The organism is Ensifer sp. EB106-03-01-XG145 (genome assembly GCF_058792075.1).
Genome location: NZ_JBYTEC010000001.1, coordinates 914769 through 930245 on the forward strand (window position 1 = coordinate 914769; position 15477 = coordinate 930245).

Here is a 15477-nt window from a genome sequence, read left to right on the forward strand (position 1 = left end):
CCATGGCATCATCAGCGGCAGCAAAATCCCCGATCACCATTCGCCTCTGCGGGCCGCGCGGTTTTTGCGCCGGCGTCGACCGGGCGATCCAGATCGTCGTCCTGGCGCTGAAGGAGTTCGGCGCGCCCGTCTATGTCCGCCACGAGATCGTGCACAATCGCTATGTCGTCGAGGGCCTTGAGGCCAAGGGCGCGATCTTCGTCGAAGAGCTCGACGAGATCCCGCCGGAGCACCGCAAGCAGCCGGTGGTCTTCTCGGCCCATGGCGTGCCGAAATCGGTGCCCGCGGATGCTGACGCCCGCAATCTCTTCTATCTCGACGCCACCTGCCCGCTGGTCTCCAAGGTCCACAAGCAGGCGATGCGCCATCACCGCCTCGGTCGGCACGTCGTGCTGATCGGCCATGCCGGTCATCCGGAGGTGATCGGCACCATGGGGCAGTTGCCGGAAGGCGCCGTGTCGCTCGTCGAAACGGTCGAAGATGCCGACGTCTACCAGCCGCCGGACCCGGACAATCTCGGCTTCGTCACCCAGACGACGCTGTCGGTCGACGATACGGCCGGCGTCATCAAGCGGCTGCACGAGCGCTTTCCGAACCTGACGGCGCCTGCTGCAGATTCGATCTGTTACGCCACCACCAACCGTCAGGAGGCGGTGAAGCAGGCAGCGCCGGGCTGCGACCTGTTCCTCGTCGTCGGCGCGCCCAACTCTTCCAATTCCAAGCGACTGGTCGAAGTGGCGCTGCGGGCCGGCGCGAAGAAGTCCGTGCTGGTGCAGCGTGCATCGGAAATCGACTGGGATGCGATGGGCGATATCTCGACGGTAGGTCTGTCGGCCGGCGCCTCGGCGCCCGAAGTGATCGTCAACGAGATCATCGAGGCATTCCGCGAACGTTACGACGCGAAGGTGGAACTTGCCGATACGGTCGAGGAAAACGAAAACTTCCTCGTCAACCGCGAAATCCGCCATGTGCCGCTGACATCAGCCGACATGGCCTTCGTCAACGGCGAATAGTCACATTTCTTGCCCGCATTTCTTGAGAGTGGAAGCCCTTGGCAGTTTACACCGATATCACGGAAGACGATCTCTCCCGTTTTCTCACCGCCTATGACGTCGGCCAGCTGACCTCCTACAAGGGGATCGCCGAGGGCGTCGAGAATTCCAATTTCCTGATGCACACGACCAAGGGCTCCTACATTCTCACGCTTTACGAAAAGCGGGTGAACGCCGATGACCTGCCATTCTTCCTGGGATTGATGCACCATCTGGCCGACGGCGGCCTGTCCTGCCCGCTACCGCTGCCGCGGGCCGATGGTAAATTGCTCGGCGAGCTCTCCGGTCGCCCCGCCGCCGTCATCACTTTCCTCGAAGGCATGTGGCTAAGGAAGCCCGAGGCAAAACACTGCCACGAGGTCGGCAAGGCGCTTGCCGCCATGCATCTTGCCGGCGAAGGCTTCGCGCTGAAGCGCACCAATGCGCTTTCGGTTGGCGGCTGGCGGCCACTCTGGGTCAATTCAGAGGCGCGCGCGGACGAGGTGCAGTCGGGTCTCAAGGACGAGATATCGGCGGAACTCGAGCATCTGGAACGTCATTGGCCGCAGTCCTTGCCGGATGGCGTCATCCACGCCGATCTCTTCCCGGACAATGTCTTCTTCCTCGGCGACCAGCTTTCCGGCCTGATCGACTTCTACTTCGCCTGCAACGACTATCTCGCCTATGACGTTGCCGTCTGCCTGAATTCCTGGTGCTTCGAGAAAAACGGCTCCTACAACATTACCAAGGGCATGGCGATGCTTTCGGGCTACGAGAGCGTGCGCAAGCTGACGCCGGCGGAGGTCGACGCCCTGCCGCTGCTCTGCCGCGGCTCGGCGCTGCGCTTCTTCCTGACGCGGCTCTATGATTGGCTGATGACGCCCGCTGGCGCGCTCGTCGTCAAGAAAGATCCGCTCGAATATCTGACGAAGATCCGCTTCCACCGCGCCATCGCTTCGAGCGCTGAATACGGCCTGAAACGCGAAGAGGGCCGGGCATGAAACACGTCGACATCTTCACGGACGGTGCCTGCTCCGGCAATCCGGGGCCGGGTGGCTGGGGCGCCGTGCTGCGTTACGGCGAGGTGGAAAAGGAACTCTCCGGCGGCGAAGCCGAGACGACTAACAACCGCATGGAATTGTTGGCGGCGATCTCGGCGCTCGACGCGCTGAAGAGCGCCTGCGAGGTCGATCTGCATACCGACAGCAAATATGTGATGGACGGCATCTCCAAGTGGATCCACGGCTGGAAGAAGAACGGCTGGAAAACCGCGGACAAGAAGCCGGTGAAGAATGGCGAACTCTGGCAGGCGCTGGACGAAGCCAACCGCCGACACAAGGTGACCTGGCATTGGGTCAAGGGCCACGCCGGCCATCCGGAAAACGAGCGCGCCGACGAGCTCGCCCGCAAGGGCATGGAACCCTACAAGAAGGGGCGCCGTCCGGACTCTCTTCTCGTGAAATGAAAAACGGGCCCGTTGAGGCCCGTTTCCATTTGCACTTAACTCTGCGCTCAGAGCTGCTCGAGCATCGCGGCAGCGCCGGAAACGGTCGCCTGTCCCGGGCTTTCTTCGAGATTGAGCGACTTCACCACGCCGTCTTCCACCAGCATCGAATAGCGCTTCGAGCGGACGCCAAGCGTGCCGGCCGAAAGGTCGATGTCCATGCCGAGTGCCTTGGTGAAAGCGGCGTTCCAGTCGGAAAGGAAGTGGATCTTGCCCATGCCGCCGGATGCGGTTGCCCAGGCACCCATCACATGCAGGTCGTTGACCGAGACGACGGCGATATCGTCGATGCCGCGGGCAAGGATCGCGTCGCGGTTTTCGAGGTAACCGGGCAGATGGTTGAGCGAGCAGGTGGGCGTGAAGGCACCTGGAACGGCGAAGAGCACGACGCGCTTGCCCGCGAAGAGCTGATCGGTGGTGACCTCCACCGGACCGTCGGCGGTTTTTTCCTTGAAGGTTGCGGCTGGCAGTTTGTCTCCGACGGTAATGGTCACGGCACTCTCCTTGCGTTGCTTGCGTCTTCACTTCTCCGCACTCGTCGGAGAACTCGGCGGACTATAGATGCGGCCTAATCAAAGGCAAGGGTCGTCTCCATGCTGCGGCCCTTGGTCCGTATGGTGACAACGATCGGCTTGCCCTTGAGTTCCCTGTCCTTGCCGGAGAGGCGAACCGGGACGGCTGCGCTGAGGCCCGTCTCGCCCTCGGTCGAGATCTCGGGCTTGCCGAAGGAAACGCCGGAGGGGCCGGCCAAAAACAGCTCCGGATGGTCCGCGCCATCAGGCAAGTGCACGGAGAGGTGCAGCTCGGTTTTTTCCGCATCATAGCGGCTCGCCGTGACGGCAAAGTCCTTGGAAGGCGCTTCCGGCAGGGCGGCAACGGCGTCATCGATGCGCGCGCTGTCGAGCGGATTGTCGAAATCGCCCTGCTTCAGCGCCAGCGTCAACTCGCCCTGAACCGGGATGCAGATGTCCTCGCAGATGCCGAGAAACACCGAGGCGCGAATATTGACGTCGCCCGTGCCCTGGACGCGCTTCAGCGTCAGCGGGAAAGCGACCGACTTGTCGTAGCCGACGTAGCGCACGACACCATCGTCGAACGCCTTCGGCACGGGGAAGCCGACCTTCTCGAGTACGACGCCGCTCGCCGGATCGATCGTCACCTGCGGAGGGATGCCGCTTGCGCCCGGCTCGCGCCAATAGGTCTTCCAGCCAGCGTTGAGCTTGACTTCGAGCGTTGCGGGGATCGTGCCATCTTGCCTGGGTTGGGCTGCGACGAGGCGGATCATGCCGCCTGGAGAGGTCACCCAATCGCTGGTGGCCGCCTGTGCAGCGACGGTAAGAAAAAAAGCGGCGATGAGGCTTGCCGCGCCAATGAACTGGGCCATGTTCTGATGTGTGGAGCGCTGGATCATGTCGGAAGCAATATCGCTTTTGCCGATGCTGCTCCAGTCGCTGCGAAGAGAGCAACGATCATAATCGCTTGATCGGACACGGCGAAGTGAACGTCGTGCGTGCAATATTTCCCGGCCGCGACGCTGAGGCGCTTTTCATTTCGCGGTGAATTGGTAGGCTGTTCCCATGATGTCGACTCCGATGGCGCAGAAGAGACGGGAGCGAGGTTTCCTTGACGGTCAATTCCTGATCGCCATGCCGGGAATGTTTGATGCCAATTTCGCCCGCACGGTGATCTTCATCTGTGCCCATTCAGACGACGGCGCGATGGGCTTTGTGCTCAATCGGCCTCAACAACTGACCTTTCCGGACGTGTTGCTCCACCTCGATATTCTCGACGAGGAAGAGGCGATCCGGCTTCCGCAGATGACACGAGACTTCCAGATTCAGGCCGGCGGACCGGTTGAGACCGGGCGCGGCTTCGTGCTGCATTCCGACGACTATCTGAGCGATTCCAGCATTCCGGTCAGCGATGACATCTGCCTGACGGCAACGCTTGATATCGTCCGCGCCATTTCGCGCGGGGAGGGGCCAGTCAGGGCGACGATGATGCTCGGCTATGCCGGCTGGGGTCCGGGGCAGCTCGAGGCGGAAATCACCCAGAACGGCTGGCTCACGAGCCCGGCACGCGAGGAACTGATCTTCGACAAGGCGCTGGACGACAAATACGACCGGGCGCTGGCGCTGATGGGCGTGTCGGCCGCGATGCTCTCGGTGGACGCAGGTCACGCCTGATCGCCGTCTTAGCCGGCGTTCTTCAATCATTCATGCTGAAATGAAAAGCCCGCCGGGCTGTAGCCGACGGGCTTATGGCGATCTGCGCGCTGAGCGGCGTCGTGTTGCCGAACTCACGCCCGCTTCATCAGCGGAAAGCGCTCCTTCAACAGTCGCTGGATCGATTCCGAGCCGATCGGCGGGCCGAAGAGGAAGCTCTGTCCGTAGTCGCAGCCCATCTGTGAAAGCTGGATCGCATCGTCTTCGGATTCGATACCTTCGGCCACCACCTGCATGTCGAGCTCACGCGCCATGGTGATCACCGAGCGCAGCAGGATGCCGCGCTTGTCGCTCGGGTCGCGCACCAGCGCTTTGTCGATCTTGATCGTGTCGAAGGGGAAGCGGGTGAGGTAGGAAAGCGACGAATGGCCGGTACCGAAGTCGTCGAGTGCCAGTTTCAATCCGGCTTCCTTCAGCTTTTCGAGAACGAGACGGGCCTGCTCGGGATTTTCCATCACCAGCGATTCCGTCAGTTCCATCTTCACCTTGGCGGGATCGCAGCGGTTTTTGGTGAGAATTGCGCGGACGTCGTCATAGAGCTCGTTGTTGAGCAGCTGCGCGCTCGAAAGGTTGATCGAGACGAAGATCGGCAGGTCGCCGGCCTGGACTTGCCATTCCGTCAGATCGCTCGTTGCCTTGTCGAAGGCGAACATGCCGAGTTGGTTGATGAGGTCGGAATTCTCGGCAATCGGAATGAACTCGGTCGGCGAGATGTTGCCGCGCTTCGGATGATCCCAGCGCATCAGCGCTTCGAAACCGGCGATCTCGGCATCATTCAGCCGGACGATCGGCTGATAGACCAGCGAGAGCTCCTTGCGTTCGATCGCCCGCTTGAGATCGGCTTCGAGCTGAAGCCGGTCCGATCCAGAAGTACGGAAAGCAGGGCGGAAGGGCTCGACACGATTGCCGCCTTCCTTTTTCGCCCGGAACATGGCGAGCTCGGCATCGTCGAGCAGGCCTGCTGCGCTTTGCTCCTGGTCGAGCCAGGAGACGAGGCCGATCGAAGCCGTCAGGTTGATTTCGCGGTTGCCGTAGTTGAGCGGCACCATGATCGCCTTGCTCACCGCGTCGGCGAAATCCGCGACCTTGGCGGGATCGCGCTCCGACATCAGGATCAGGCCGAACTGGTCGCCGCCGAGGCGGGCAAGCGTGTCCTGCGGGCGCAGGAGCCGCCGCAACCGTCGCGTCAAGGCGATCAGGATGTTGTCGCCGGCGGCGATGCCCAGGAGATCATTGACCTGCTTGTAGCGGTCGATGTCGATCGCGAGCACCGTCGGGTGGACCGAATTGCTGCCGTCGGCCATCAGCAGGATCGCCTGCAGCCGGTCGAGGAAGACCTGGCGGTTCGGAAGACCGGTCAGATTGTCGAGCAGCGCGTTGTGCAGCAGACGTTCCACGGAATTGCGCTGTTCGGTGATGTCGATGATCGTGCCGACGCAGCGGATGATTTCGCCGTTGGCGCCGAGCACTGGCCGGGCGCGAATGGAAAGCCAGTGATAGTGGCCGTCTTCAGCGCGCACGCGGAATTCGTGATTGAGCTTGCCGCGACGACGCTCGAGGAGCACGTCGAGCGTCGCCCGGAAGCGGTCACGGTCATCAGGGTGGAGCCGCGGCAACCAGTTGCGCAAGGGGCCATGCATGCTGCCGAGCGACAGGCCGAGCTGCGTCGAGATATCGGGCATGGTCACCACGCGGTCGCGGGCGACGTCCCAGTCCCAGACGGTGTCGCCGGAGCCGGTGAGCGCGAGCGACTGGCGTTCGAGATCCGAGAACAGACCCTGCTGGTAGCCGCTGCCGGCAACCGCATGCTGCATGACGGTGAAGCCGATCAGGAGCACGATGAGGACGAGACCGCCGCCGAGCGCCGGCTGCACGATGTCGTTGGCGAGCTGGCCGGTGACGGTCAGCCACGCGCCGAAGAGCCAGACGAGTATGAGCAGCCAGGCCGGCACCAGAAGGATCGCGCGGTCGTAGCGGTTGAAGCCGAGATAGGCGATCAGCACGATCCCGACGGTTGCCGTCAGCGCGAAGGAGAGGCGGGCGATGCCGGACGCAATCGCCGGATCATAGACGGCGACGCCGAAAAGCAGGCCGAGGCCCAGGATCCAGGCGAGCGTGGCGTAACCCAGATGCTGGTGCCAGCGGTTGAGATTGAGATAGGTGAACAGGAAGATCACGAGGCCCGCCGCGAGGAAGACCTCGGTGCCCGCTCGCCATATTCGTTCGTCGCCTGCGGTGACGCTGATGAGCTTCGACAGGAAGCCGAAATCGACGCAGATATAGGCGAGAACCGCCCAGGCGAGCGCCGCCGTTGCCGGCAGCATCGAGGTTCCCTTGACGACGAAAAGAATGGTCAGGAACACCGCGAGCAGGCCGGCAATGCCAAGCACGATGCCGCGGTAGAGTGTGAAGGCGTTGACCGTGTCCTTGTAGGAGTCCGGCTCCCACAGATAGATTTGCGGCAGCTCCGGCGTCGCGAGTTCGGCGACGAAGGTAATGATGACGCCCGGCGCCAGCGTGATGCGGAAGACGTCCGCCTCGTCGCTCGGCTCGCGGCTCAGCGCGAAGCCTTCGCTGGGCGTGATCGAAAGGATGCGCTTGGAGCCGAGATCTGGCCAGAAGAGCTTGGAATTCACCAGCCGGAAATGCGGCGCCACGATCACGCGGTCGAGCGGTTCGGCCGAAACGTTGGCGAGCGCGAACACCGCCCAGTCGCCCTGATGGTCTTCGCTGCTCGAGCGCACTTCGATGCGGCGCACGATGCCGTCGGTTCCGGGCGCCGTTGAGACCTGGAAGGCCTCGTTGCGGCCGCTGTAGATCTCGGTCGTTGCCGTCAGGTCGAGCGCGGTGTCCTCGCGCGAAATCTTTACCGGCTCCAGAGCCTGGGCCGCACCGCCTAGCGCGCAGAAAAACGCCGTGAGCGTAATCAGAAACGCTGCCAGCTTCGAGGCTGACCAGGCGAAGGGCGAGCGGGCTAGAGGCATCAAAGGGGCATATTCCTGTTCGGTAGGGCATCGTCGGACAGGAGAGAAAAGAGCACGTGGTCTCGCCACTGGCCATTGATTCTCAAGTACTGTCTTAAGTAGCCTTCACGCTCAAAACCGGCCTTTTCAAGGAGCCGGATGCTTCTTGAGTTGTCCGGAATACAGGCTGCTTCAATACGGTGCAACTCAAGGGTCGAAAAGATGTAGGGAATAGCGAGCCTCAGGGCCGCGTACATATGGCCCTTGCCGGCGTGGCGCGCGCCCATCCAGTAGCCGATCATGCAGTTTTGCCCGGCGCCGCGGCGGATGTGGCCGATGGTCAGGCCCCCGAGCAGCGTCTCGTCTGGCTTGTGGAAAAGAAAGAGGGGCACGGCCTGGCCGGACGAATATTCCTGTTCGTTGCGGATGACCCGGCTGCGAAAGGAACTCTCTGTCATCTCGTCAGTACGCCAGGATGGTTCCCAAGGCTCCAGGAAGGCGCGGCTCTCGCTTCTGAGCTGGTACCATTGACGATAATCGGCATAGCGCGGGAGCCGCAGCAGATAATTCTGGTCGGCAATTTCGATCGCCTCCGGCTGCCGCGACAGGAACCGAAAAACCGATCGTGTCATAGCTGCCTCCGAGGCCGTCCAGTTTGCGTGCGGGGACCTTTTATCATCCGCCCGGCAGCGCGCCTTTGCGCTGTCACAAACCGAAACGTTGCACAACTTTGCGCGCAAATCGAATCCGAATTTGCGAAAAGACGCAAAGACTTCACCATTTGCATACGGTGTATGCGTCCTCGGCGGCCCGGGGCAATTTCAGGAAAAGTGGCAAACGCTTTCCGCCAGGAGTTGCCTACAGCGCCGCGCGTCTTGTCAGACGCGCAAAGGTCGCTGTAGCACTTTGATTTTCTGCATGTCTTTGTCCTTAAGTCGAGGTCGATTTAAGGAGACATGCGGTCGCCTCGAAAAGGCAAGATCATTTCACGGTTTCGATGAAACCATGAAATGATCTGGGCCTGTTTAGCTGGCGACGGCGTGCGGTACGGCGGCCTTGCCGGTCAATGTCGACAGGATGTCGCCCATCGGGGCAAGCTGCTCCAGCGGGCCGATCGCCGAGAGCGTCGGCGTCGTATCGAAGAACAGCCGGCCGGCAAGGTCGGTCAGGCGTTCGATGGTAATGCCGGACAGGCGCTCCATCAGTTCTTCGTTGGGGATCGGGCGGCCGTAGAGCATCATCTGGCGGGCGATCTGGCCGGCGCGGGCGGCCGGGCTTTCCTGGCCCATCAGCAATTGTGCACGGATCTGGGCGCGGGCCCGCTCGATTTCCTGCTGCTCGATGTTCATCGAGGACTTGCGCAGTTCGTCGACGATGACGGGCATCAATTCCGGCAGGTTCTCGCCGCCGGTTGCCGCGTGCACGCCGAAGATACCGGTGTCGGAAAAGCCCCAATGGAAGGCATAGACCGAATAACAGAGGCCGCGATGCTCGCGCACTTCCTGGAAGAGGCGGGAGGACATGCCGCCGCCGAGGATGTTGGCGAGGATCTGCGAGCAATAGAAGTCGCGGGCGTGATAGGCTTTGCCTTCGAAGCCGAGCAGAACCTGGGCGTCCATCAGGTCCCGCGTCTCGCGGCTCTCACCACCGGTGTAGCGGGCGGTTTCGAGCACCGGGGTCGCGATCGGCGTGCGTGGAAGCGAGGCGAAGCGCTCCTCCACCTGGCGCACGAAGGCGTCGTGCTCGACGGCGCCGGCCGCGACCACGAACATGCGATCGGTCGTATAGTTGCGGCCGAGATACTGGCGGATCTGGTCGGCGGAAAACGACATGACCGTATCGGGGGTGCCGAGGATCGGACGTCCGACGGTCTGGTTGCGATAGGCGGTCTCGGCGAAACGGTCGAAGACCACGTCATCCGGCGTGTCGTCGGCAGCGCCGATCTCCTGCAGGATCACGTGCTTCTCGCGCCGCAGCTCCTCGTCGTCGAAAGTGGATTCGGTGAGAATATCGGCGAGAATGTCGACCGCCAGCGGCACATGGTCCTTGAGGACACGGGCGTAGTAGGACGTCGTCTCGGTCGACGTGGCGGCGTTGACTTCGCCGCCGACATTTTCGATTTCCTCGGCAATCTGGCGGGCGGTGCGCCGCGCGGTGCCCTTGAAAGCCATGTGCTCCAGCAGGTGGGCAATGCCATGTTCGCCCAGGGTTTCATTGCGCGAACCGGACTTGATCCACACCCCGAGCGCCACGCTTTCGAGATGCGGCATCTGCTCGGTTACCACCGTCAACCCGGAAGGGAGCCGGGTGCACTCAACTTTCATCATACGTTTCTTCTCGTTCTTACCCCCGGAGACGGGTGCGCTCGCCGATAAAGGTCTCGACGCTCTTCAGGTCCGCATCCAGGATATCGAAACGCTCCTCCCTGTTCATCAGGTCAGCAAGCCACGTCGGAAGCGCCGGGTCAATACCACTGGCCGATTTTACCGCGTCCGGGAATTTCGCCGGATGGGCGGTGGCGAGCGTCACCATGGGGGCGGACGGCTTCTCGTGCTTGGCGGCGACGAAGACGCCGACAGCGCTGTGGGGATCAAGCAGATAGCCGGTTTTCTCCAGCGTCTTGGCGATCGTCTTGGCCACTTCCTTCTGCGAGGCGCGGCCAGCGCGGAATTCCTTGCGGATGGCCTTCAGCGCCTTATCGCGAATGGTGAAGGAACCGGACTGCTTGAGGCCGTCCATTGCCGCGCGCACTTCGCCCGGATCACGGTCGTTCGCCTCGAACAGAAGCCGTTCGAAGTTCGACGAGATCTGGATATCCATCGACGGTGCGGTGGTCGCCTTGACGTCGCGCATCTCGTAGCGTCCGGTCTTCAGCGTGCGGGCAAGGATGTCGTTCTCGTTGGTGGCGATCACCAGCTTGTCGATCGGCAGGCCCATGCGCTTGGCGACGTAACCGGCGAAGATGTCGCCGAAGTTGCCGGTGGGCACCGTGAAGGAGATCTTACGATCCGGCCCGCCGAGCGCGACCGAAGTAGTGAAATAATAGACGATTTGGGCCATGATGCGCGCCCAGTTGATCGAGTTGACACCCGAAAGCTTCACGCGATCGCGGAAGGCGGCGTCGTTGAACATGGCTTTGACGAGGTTCTGGCAATCGTCGAAGTTGCCATTGACGGCGATGGCATGAACGTTCGATGCCTCCGAGGTCGTCATCTGTCGCTGCTGCACCGGCGAAACCTTGCCGTGCGGGAAGAGGATGAAGATGTCGGTGCGTTCGCGGCCGGCAAAGGCATCGATCGCCGCACCGCCCGTGTCGCCCGAGGTCGCGCCGACGATGGTGGCGCGCTCGCCGCGCTCGGCGAGCACGTAGTCCATCAACCGCGCGAGCAATTGCATTGCCACGTCCTTGAAGGCGAGCGTCGAGCCGTGGAACAGCTCCATGACAAAGGCATTCGGGCCGGTCTGGACGAGCGGAGCCACGGCCGGGTGGCGGAAGGTGGCGTAGGCTTCGTCGATCATTTCGCGGAACTTGGCCGCTGGGATCTCACCGTTAGTGAAGGGCTCGAGGACGGCGAACGCGATCTCCTGATAGGATTTGCCGCGCAAGCCGCGGATTTCCTTCTTCGAAAACTTCGGCCATTCCTTGGGGAGATAAAGGCCGCCATCGCGCGCAAGACCGGCAAGCAGTGCGTCGCAGAAGCCGAGAGGAGCGGCTTCGCCGCGCGTCGAGATATACTTCACCATGATTGTCCTTCGTCCCACCTGCCGATCGCGACGACCCTAGAAAGCGGCGCCGCGGTTTGCCCGTCTTATTGCGTCAGTCCTTGACAAAGTCTGCATCTATTCTTGTCACCGACGCAATTTCCGACCGTAGATCAGGTTTCGGAAAATTCGGAAGGGACACGCCGACCCAATCGATTTTTCAGTTTGTCGCTGCTATAGACGATGCCCGAAGGCCACGAAAGGTCTTCCGGCCGAGATTTCGGTCAAGGAGTTTCAACCGGTCCAGCAGAGGTTGTTCAACGTGTTTGGCAAAGTATCCCGGCCTGTTCTCGCAATATCTTTTCTCGCGGTCCTCGCCGGCTGCAACAAGACGCAATCCGGCGGAGCGATCGATGCGGGCGGCAGCGCCACCGCTCCGACGCCAGCCGTCGTCCAGGCCGCGTGCCCGCAGGTCATCCTGCGCGATGGCACGTCGGTGTTCACCAGCTACGCCAAGGGCGCCAAGAACGACCCGACGAAGGTCGTTTATCAGGCCTCTCTTGCCGACACGACGCGGCAATGCGTACAGAGCGAGAGCGCGATGACCATTACGGTCGTGGTCCAGGGCCGCGTCGTCAGCGGTCCCGCCGGCGGTCCCGGCAAGATCACCATGCCGATCCGCGTGGCTGCGACCGACGAGGACAAGACGCTCTATTCCGAGCTGACGCAGCATGCGGTCGAAATTCCTTCGACCGGCTCGACGCAATTCGTCTTTACCAAGGCCGACGTGACATTGCCGGCAGGGTCCGGTTCCAATGCCACGGTCTATGTCGGCTTCGACGAAGGTCCGCCGGCAAAGGGCAAGAAAAAGTAAGCTGCGATTGCAGCCTGCAAACAAAAACGCCGGGGCAAGCCCCGGCGTTTCTATTTTATATCGCGCTCTAGCTTACTCAGCCGGAACGCTCTTGCCGCCTTCCCACTTGTAGAGCGAGAAAGCCTGCGAGGTGAGGTCGCCGGCTTCGCCGTAGGTCAGCTTGCCGAGCACCGTGTCGATCGCTTCGCCGGACTTGATCGCAGTGGCAACTGCAGTCGCGTCTTCGGCGGAGCCGGCCTTCTCGATGCCGGCCTTCAGCACCTGCACGGCGGCATAGGCGTTGAGGGTAAAGGCTTCGGCCGGGATGTTCTTCGCCTTCAGCGCTTCGACGGCCGGCGCCGATGCCGGGTTGCGGGTCGCGTCGCTGGCGTTGGTGTAGACCGTGCCGGTCGCAGCTTCACCGCCGATTGCCCAGAACTCGGTGTTCGACAGGCCGTCGCCGCCGAAGATCTGTGCCTTCACGCCCTGGTCGTGCATCTGGCGTGCGAGCAGGCCGCCCTCCGGATGGTAGCCACCGAAGTAGACGACATCGACATTCTCGGCCTTCAGGCGGGTAACGATGGCGCTGAAGTCCTTGTCGCCCGGGTTCAGGCCTTCATAGACGACCTCAGTGATGCCGCCTGCGTTGATCGCCTTCTTGAAGCCGTCGGCGAGGCCCTTGCCGTAGGGTGCCTTGTCGTGCAGCACGGCGACCTTCTTGTCCTTGAGGTTCTTGACCACATAGGCGGCAGCGACTTCAGCCTGCTGGTCGTCGCGGCCGCAGGTGCGCAGCACGTTCCAGAGGCCGCGGGTGGTGAGGTCAGGCGTCGTTGCCGTCGGCGTCACCATCAGAATGCCGTTCTCGGCGAGAACGTCGGAAGCCGCCATCGAGGTGCCCGAAAGCACCGGGCCGACGACGTAGCGGATGCCTTCGCCGGCCGCCTGGTTGGCAACCGAAACGGCCTGCTTCGGATCACCGGCATCGTCGAGCAGCTTCAGGACGATCTTCTCGCCGTTGATGCCGCCAGCCTTGTTGATCTCTTCAGCGGCCGTTTCCGCCCCGTTCTTCACCTGCTCGCCATAGGCCGCGACCGGGCCGGTGAGCGGCGTGATGACGCCAACGGTGATATCGGCAAAGGCGAGCGGGCCGAAGGCGACGCTGGCCGCCAGGGTCAGGCCTGTCAACATTGAAAGACGCATAGTGTTTCCTCCTAGAAATACCCCTGATGGGGCTTGCTTGATATGGCCCTCGTGCGCGGCTTTTCGAAAACCGGGGAGATTTTCTAGGGGACGCGACGCGACTGCAATGTGTCATCGTGTCCCTCGACGCCTAATTGGACGCCTGCCGTGGTGGCCGAAGGCTTCTTTCCCGCTCCGGCTGAAGGCCGGGGCGAAAGGGGGCAAAATCGGTCGGCCGCGGCGTCTCAGGCTGTCAGCGATTCCGACCATTCGGAAAGTGCTGCGATCACGCCCGGAAGGGCCGTCATGCGCGAAATCACGGTCTCCGCGCCGGCTTCCGTCAGCTTGTCGGCATGCGACGGGAAGGTGTGGGAGCCGCCGGTGAAGCCGACGACGCGCATGCCGGCGGCGCGCGCGCCGTGGATGCCATGCACCGAGTCCTCGATGACCAGCACCCGCGACGGGTTCACGCCCATCTGCTTGGCACCATGCAGGAAGATGTCCGGCTTCGGCTTGACGCGATCGGGTCCGAGGTCGCGCGCCGAGTAGATGCGCGGGCCGAAGTGGTCCTTGATGCCGACCTTGCCGAGCATCATGGCGAGGCGCGCCGAGGTGGAGTTCGAGCAGATGCAATGGGGCAGTGCGAGCTGCAGCAGCATCGGCTTGACGCCGTCGATAATCTTGACGTCGCGCTCCAGACGTTCGTCGAGAATGGTGTCTACCTTGCCGATCAGCGACGCGGAAAGCGGGATGCTCGCTTCCTTCTCGATCTGCAACAGCGTGTTGTGCCAGGTCATGCCGGCAAAACGCTCCGCCATTTCTTCGACGCTGATCGGATAACCCGCTTCGGTGAGCAGCGCGGCTTCGACTTCCGAAGCGATGATTTCGGAATCGACGAGAACGCCGTCGCAATCAAAAATGATGAGATCGATACCGGACATTTGAAACAGTTCCCTGGGAGAAGAAGGCGCCGCAGGCAGGGGGAGGATAGCTTGCGCGGCGCGGGGCTTTCGTACGCCAGAGCTTTATACGAAGGCGGCCGAAAGCTCAACCTTTGGAAATTATCGAAACCGCTGTTCCGCTTGCTCGACAGTATTGTTTCGCGGCTCTATCTGTAGGCGATGGAAAAGCAACAGGACGACACACTTGCAAGTCGCATCAGCAGGGCACTCGCCGAGAGGATCATCTCCGGCATTTTGATGCCCGGGGAGCGCTTGCGGCAGGATCACATCGCCGAGGAATTCGGCGCGAGCCACGTTCCCGTTCGCGAAGCCTTTCGGCGGCTGGAAGCCCAGGGGCTTGCCGTCAGCGAACCGCGCCGCGGCGTCCGCGTCGCCTCCTTCGATCTCAAGGAGGTGAGGGAGGTTGCGGAGATGCGCGCCGTTCTTGAGGTTCTGGCGCTTCGCCATGCGATCCCGCATTTGACGCCGGCGATCCTTGACCGGGCGGAAGCGGCGACGGTCGCCGCCGACACCTCGCGCGACGTGCGCTCCTGGGAAGCGGCGAACCGCGCCTTTCACCGATTGATCCTGCAGCCCTGCGGCATGCCGAGGCTCTTGGCCGCGATCGACGATCTGCATGCGGCCAGCGCCCGTTTTCTCTTCTCTGCCTGGCGCACGAGCTGGGAAGCGCGCACCGACCACGATCACCGCGCGATCCTCGCAGCCTTGCGCGAAGGCCGCGGCGATGAGGCCGCGAAGATCCTTGAGCGGCATGTTGGATGGATCGGCAAGACGCCGGTCAGGACAGCGGCCGGCGAAACCCGCGAAGCCTTCTCGATCGTCGGCTAGAAGCAATTCCAGGAAAAGTGTGAAACGGTTTTCCGTCCGGAATTGCGTTACCTACGAAGCAATTCCAGAAAAAGTGTGAAACGGTTTTCCGTCCGGAATTGCGTTGCCTACGAAGCAATTCCAGGAAAAGTGTGAAGCGGTTTTCCGTCCGGAATTGCGTTGCCTACGAAGCAATTCCAGGAAAAGTGTGAAGCGGTTTCCGTCCGGAATTGCGTCGATTTAGACGCGCA

At 62.2% G+C, this 15477-nt stretch carries 14 protein-coding genes; 6 read left to right on the top strand and 8 right to left on the bottom strand.

Annotated elements, in window-relative coordinates; genetic code table 11:
- Positions 1 to 2: 2 nt before the first annotated feature.
- From ispH to rnhA, 3 genes are read left to right on the top strand one after another with little or no spacing between them, the layout of a single operon-like run.
- Entirely contained in the window at positions 3 to 1013 is a 1011-nt protein-coding gene (gene ispH, locus AC3WWH_RS04410; protein WP_057250671.1) for a 4-hydroxy-3-methylbut-2-enyl diphosphate reductase, read from the top strand.
- A gap of 38 nt (positions 1014 to 1051) precedes the next feature.
- Positions 1052 to 2032, top strand: a complete 981-nt coding sequence (locus AC3WWH_RS04415) for a homoserine kinase (protein ID WP_058320378.1) — start codon at positions 1052 to 1054, stop codon at positions 2030 to 2032.
- Positions 2029 to 2496, top strand: a complete 468-nt coding sequence (rnhA, locus tag AC3WWH_RS04420) for a ribonuclease HI (RefSeq protein WP_057250667.1) — start codon at positions 2029 to 2031, stop codon at positions 2494 to 2496. The genes AC3WWH_RS04415 and rnhA overlap by 4 nt, the downstream gene beginning before the upstream one ends.
- A 47-nt stretch (positions 2497 to 2543) precedes the next feature.
- Here rnhA and AC3WWH_RS04425 read toward each other — a convergent pair whose 3' ends face one another.
- Both AC3WWH_RS04425 and AC3WWH_RS04430 read right to left on the bottom strand, forming a co-directional pair.
- Positions 2544 to 3029, bottom strand: coding sequence for a peroxiredoxin (locus tag AC3WWH_RS04425; RefSeq protein ID WP_058320377.1), 486 nt, complete (start codon positions 3027 to 3029; stop codon positions 2544 to 2546).
- Between the two features lie 74 nt (positions 3030 to 3103).
- Entirely contained in the window at positions 3104 to 3946 is an 843-nt protein-coding gene (locus AC3WWH_RS04430; protein ID WP_058320376.1) for a protein-disulfide reductase DsbD domain-containing protein, read from the bottom strand.
- Between the two features lie 169 nt (positions 3947 to 4115).
- On the opposite strand from AC3WWH_RS04430, the gene AC3WWH_RS04435 reads away from it, so the two are divergent.
- Positions 4116 to 4721, top strand: a complete 606-nt coding sequence (locus AC3WWH_RS04435) for a YqgE/AlgH family protein (RefSeq protein ID WP_057251089.1) — start codon at positions 4116 to 4118, stop codon at positions 4719 to 4721.
- 113 nt (positions 4722 to 4834) lie between these two features.
- Here AC3WWH_RS04435 and AC3WWH_RS04440 read toward each other — a convergent pair whose 3' ends face one another.
- The 4 genes from AC3WWH_RS04440 to thrC all read right to left on the bottom strand — a co-directional run bounded on the left by AC3WWH_RS04440 (position 4835) and on the right by thrC (position 11467).
- The gene (locus AC3WWH_RS04440; protein WP_058320375.1) at positions 4835 to 7744 is read right to left on the bottom strand and encodes an EAL domain-containing protein; all 2910 of its coding nucleotides are present in this window, start codon (positions 7742 to 7744) and stop codon (positions 4835 to 4837) included.
- The gene (locus tag AC3WWH_RS04445) at positions 7744 to 8355 is read right to left on the bottom strand and encodes a GNAT family N-acetyltransferase (protein ID WP_057250658.1); all 612 of its coding nucleotides are present in this window, start codon (positions 8353 to 8355) and stop codon (positions 7744 to 7746) included. Before AC3WWH_RS04445 ends, AC3WWH_RS04440 begins: the two co-directional genes overlap by 1 nt.
- Before the next feature lie 393 nt (positions 8356 to 8748).
- The gene (locus AC3WWH_RS04450) at positions 8749 to 10050 is read right to left on the bottom strand and encodes a M16 family metallopeptidase (protein WP_082640656.1); all 1302 of its coding nucleotides are present in this window, start codon (positions 10048 to 10050) and stop codon (positions 8749 to 8751) included.
- 16 nt (positions 10051 to 10066) lie between these two features.
- Entirely contained in the window at positions 10067 to 11467 is a 1401-nt protein-coding gene (gene thrC / locus AC3WWH_RS04455; protein ID WP_113398725.1) for a threonine synthase, read from the bottom strand.
- A gap of 280 nt (positions 11468 to 11747) precedes the next feature.
- Here thrC and AC3WWH_RS04460 point away from each other — a divergent pair, with 280 nt between their 5' ends.
- Positions 11748 to 12299 (top strand): hypothetical protein, encoded by a 552-nt coding sequence (locus tag AC3WWH_RS04460; protein WP_058320523.1) that lies wholly within the window; start codon positions 11748 to 11750, stop codon positions 12297 to 12299.
- A 72-nt stretch (positions 12300 to 12371) separates the two neighbouring features.
- On the opposite strand, the gene AC3WWH_RS04465 is transcribed toward AC3WWH_RS04460, so the two are convergent.
- Both AC3WWH_RS04465 and AC3WWH_RS04470 read right to left on the bottom strand, forming a co-directional pair.
- Positions 12372 to 13478: an ABC transporter substrate-binding protein gene (locus AC3WWH_RS04465; RefSeq protein WP_058320374.1), complete on the bottom strand. Its 1107-nt coding sequence runs from the start codon at positions 13476 to 13478 to the stop codon at positions 12372 to 12374.
- Between the two features lie 224 nt (positions 13479 to 13702).
- Entirely contained in the window at positions 13703 to 14398 is a 696-nt protein-coding gene (locus AC3WWH_RS04470) for an HAD family hydrolase (RefSeq protein ID WP_058320373.1), read from the bottom strand.
- A gap of 180 nt (positions 14399 to 14578) precedes the next feature.
- On the opposite strand from AC3WWH_RS04470, the gene AC3WWH_RS04475 reads away from it, so the two are divergent.
- On the top strand, positions 14579 to 15247 hold the full coding sequence (locus AC3WWH_RS04475; RefSeq protein ID WP_057250651.1) for a GntR family transcriptional regulator: 669 nt from the start codon (positions 14579 to 14581) through the stop codon (positions 15245 to 15247).
- The last annotated feature ends 230 nt before the right edge of the window (positions 15248 to 15477 follow it).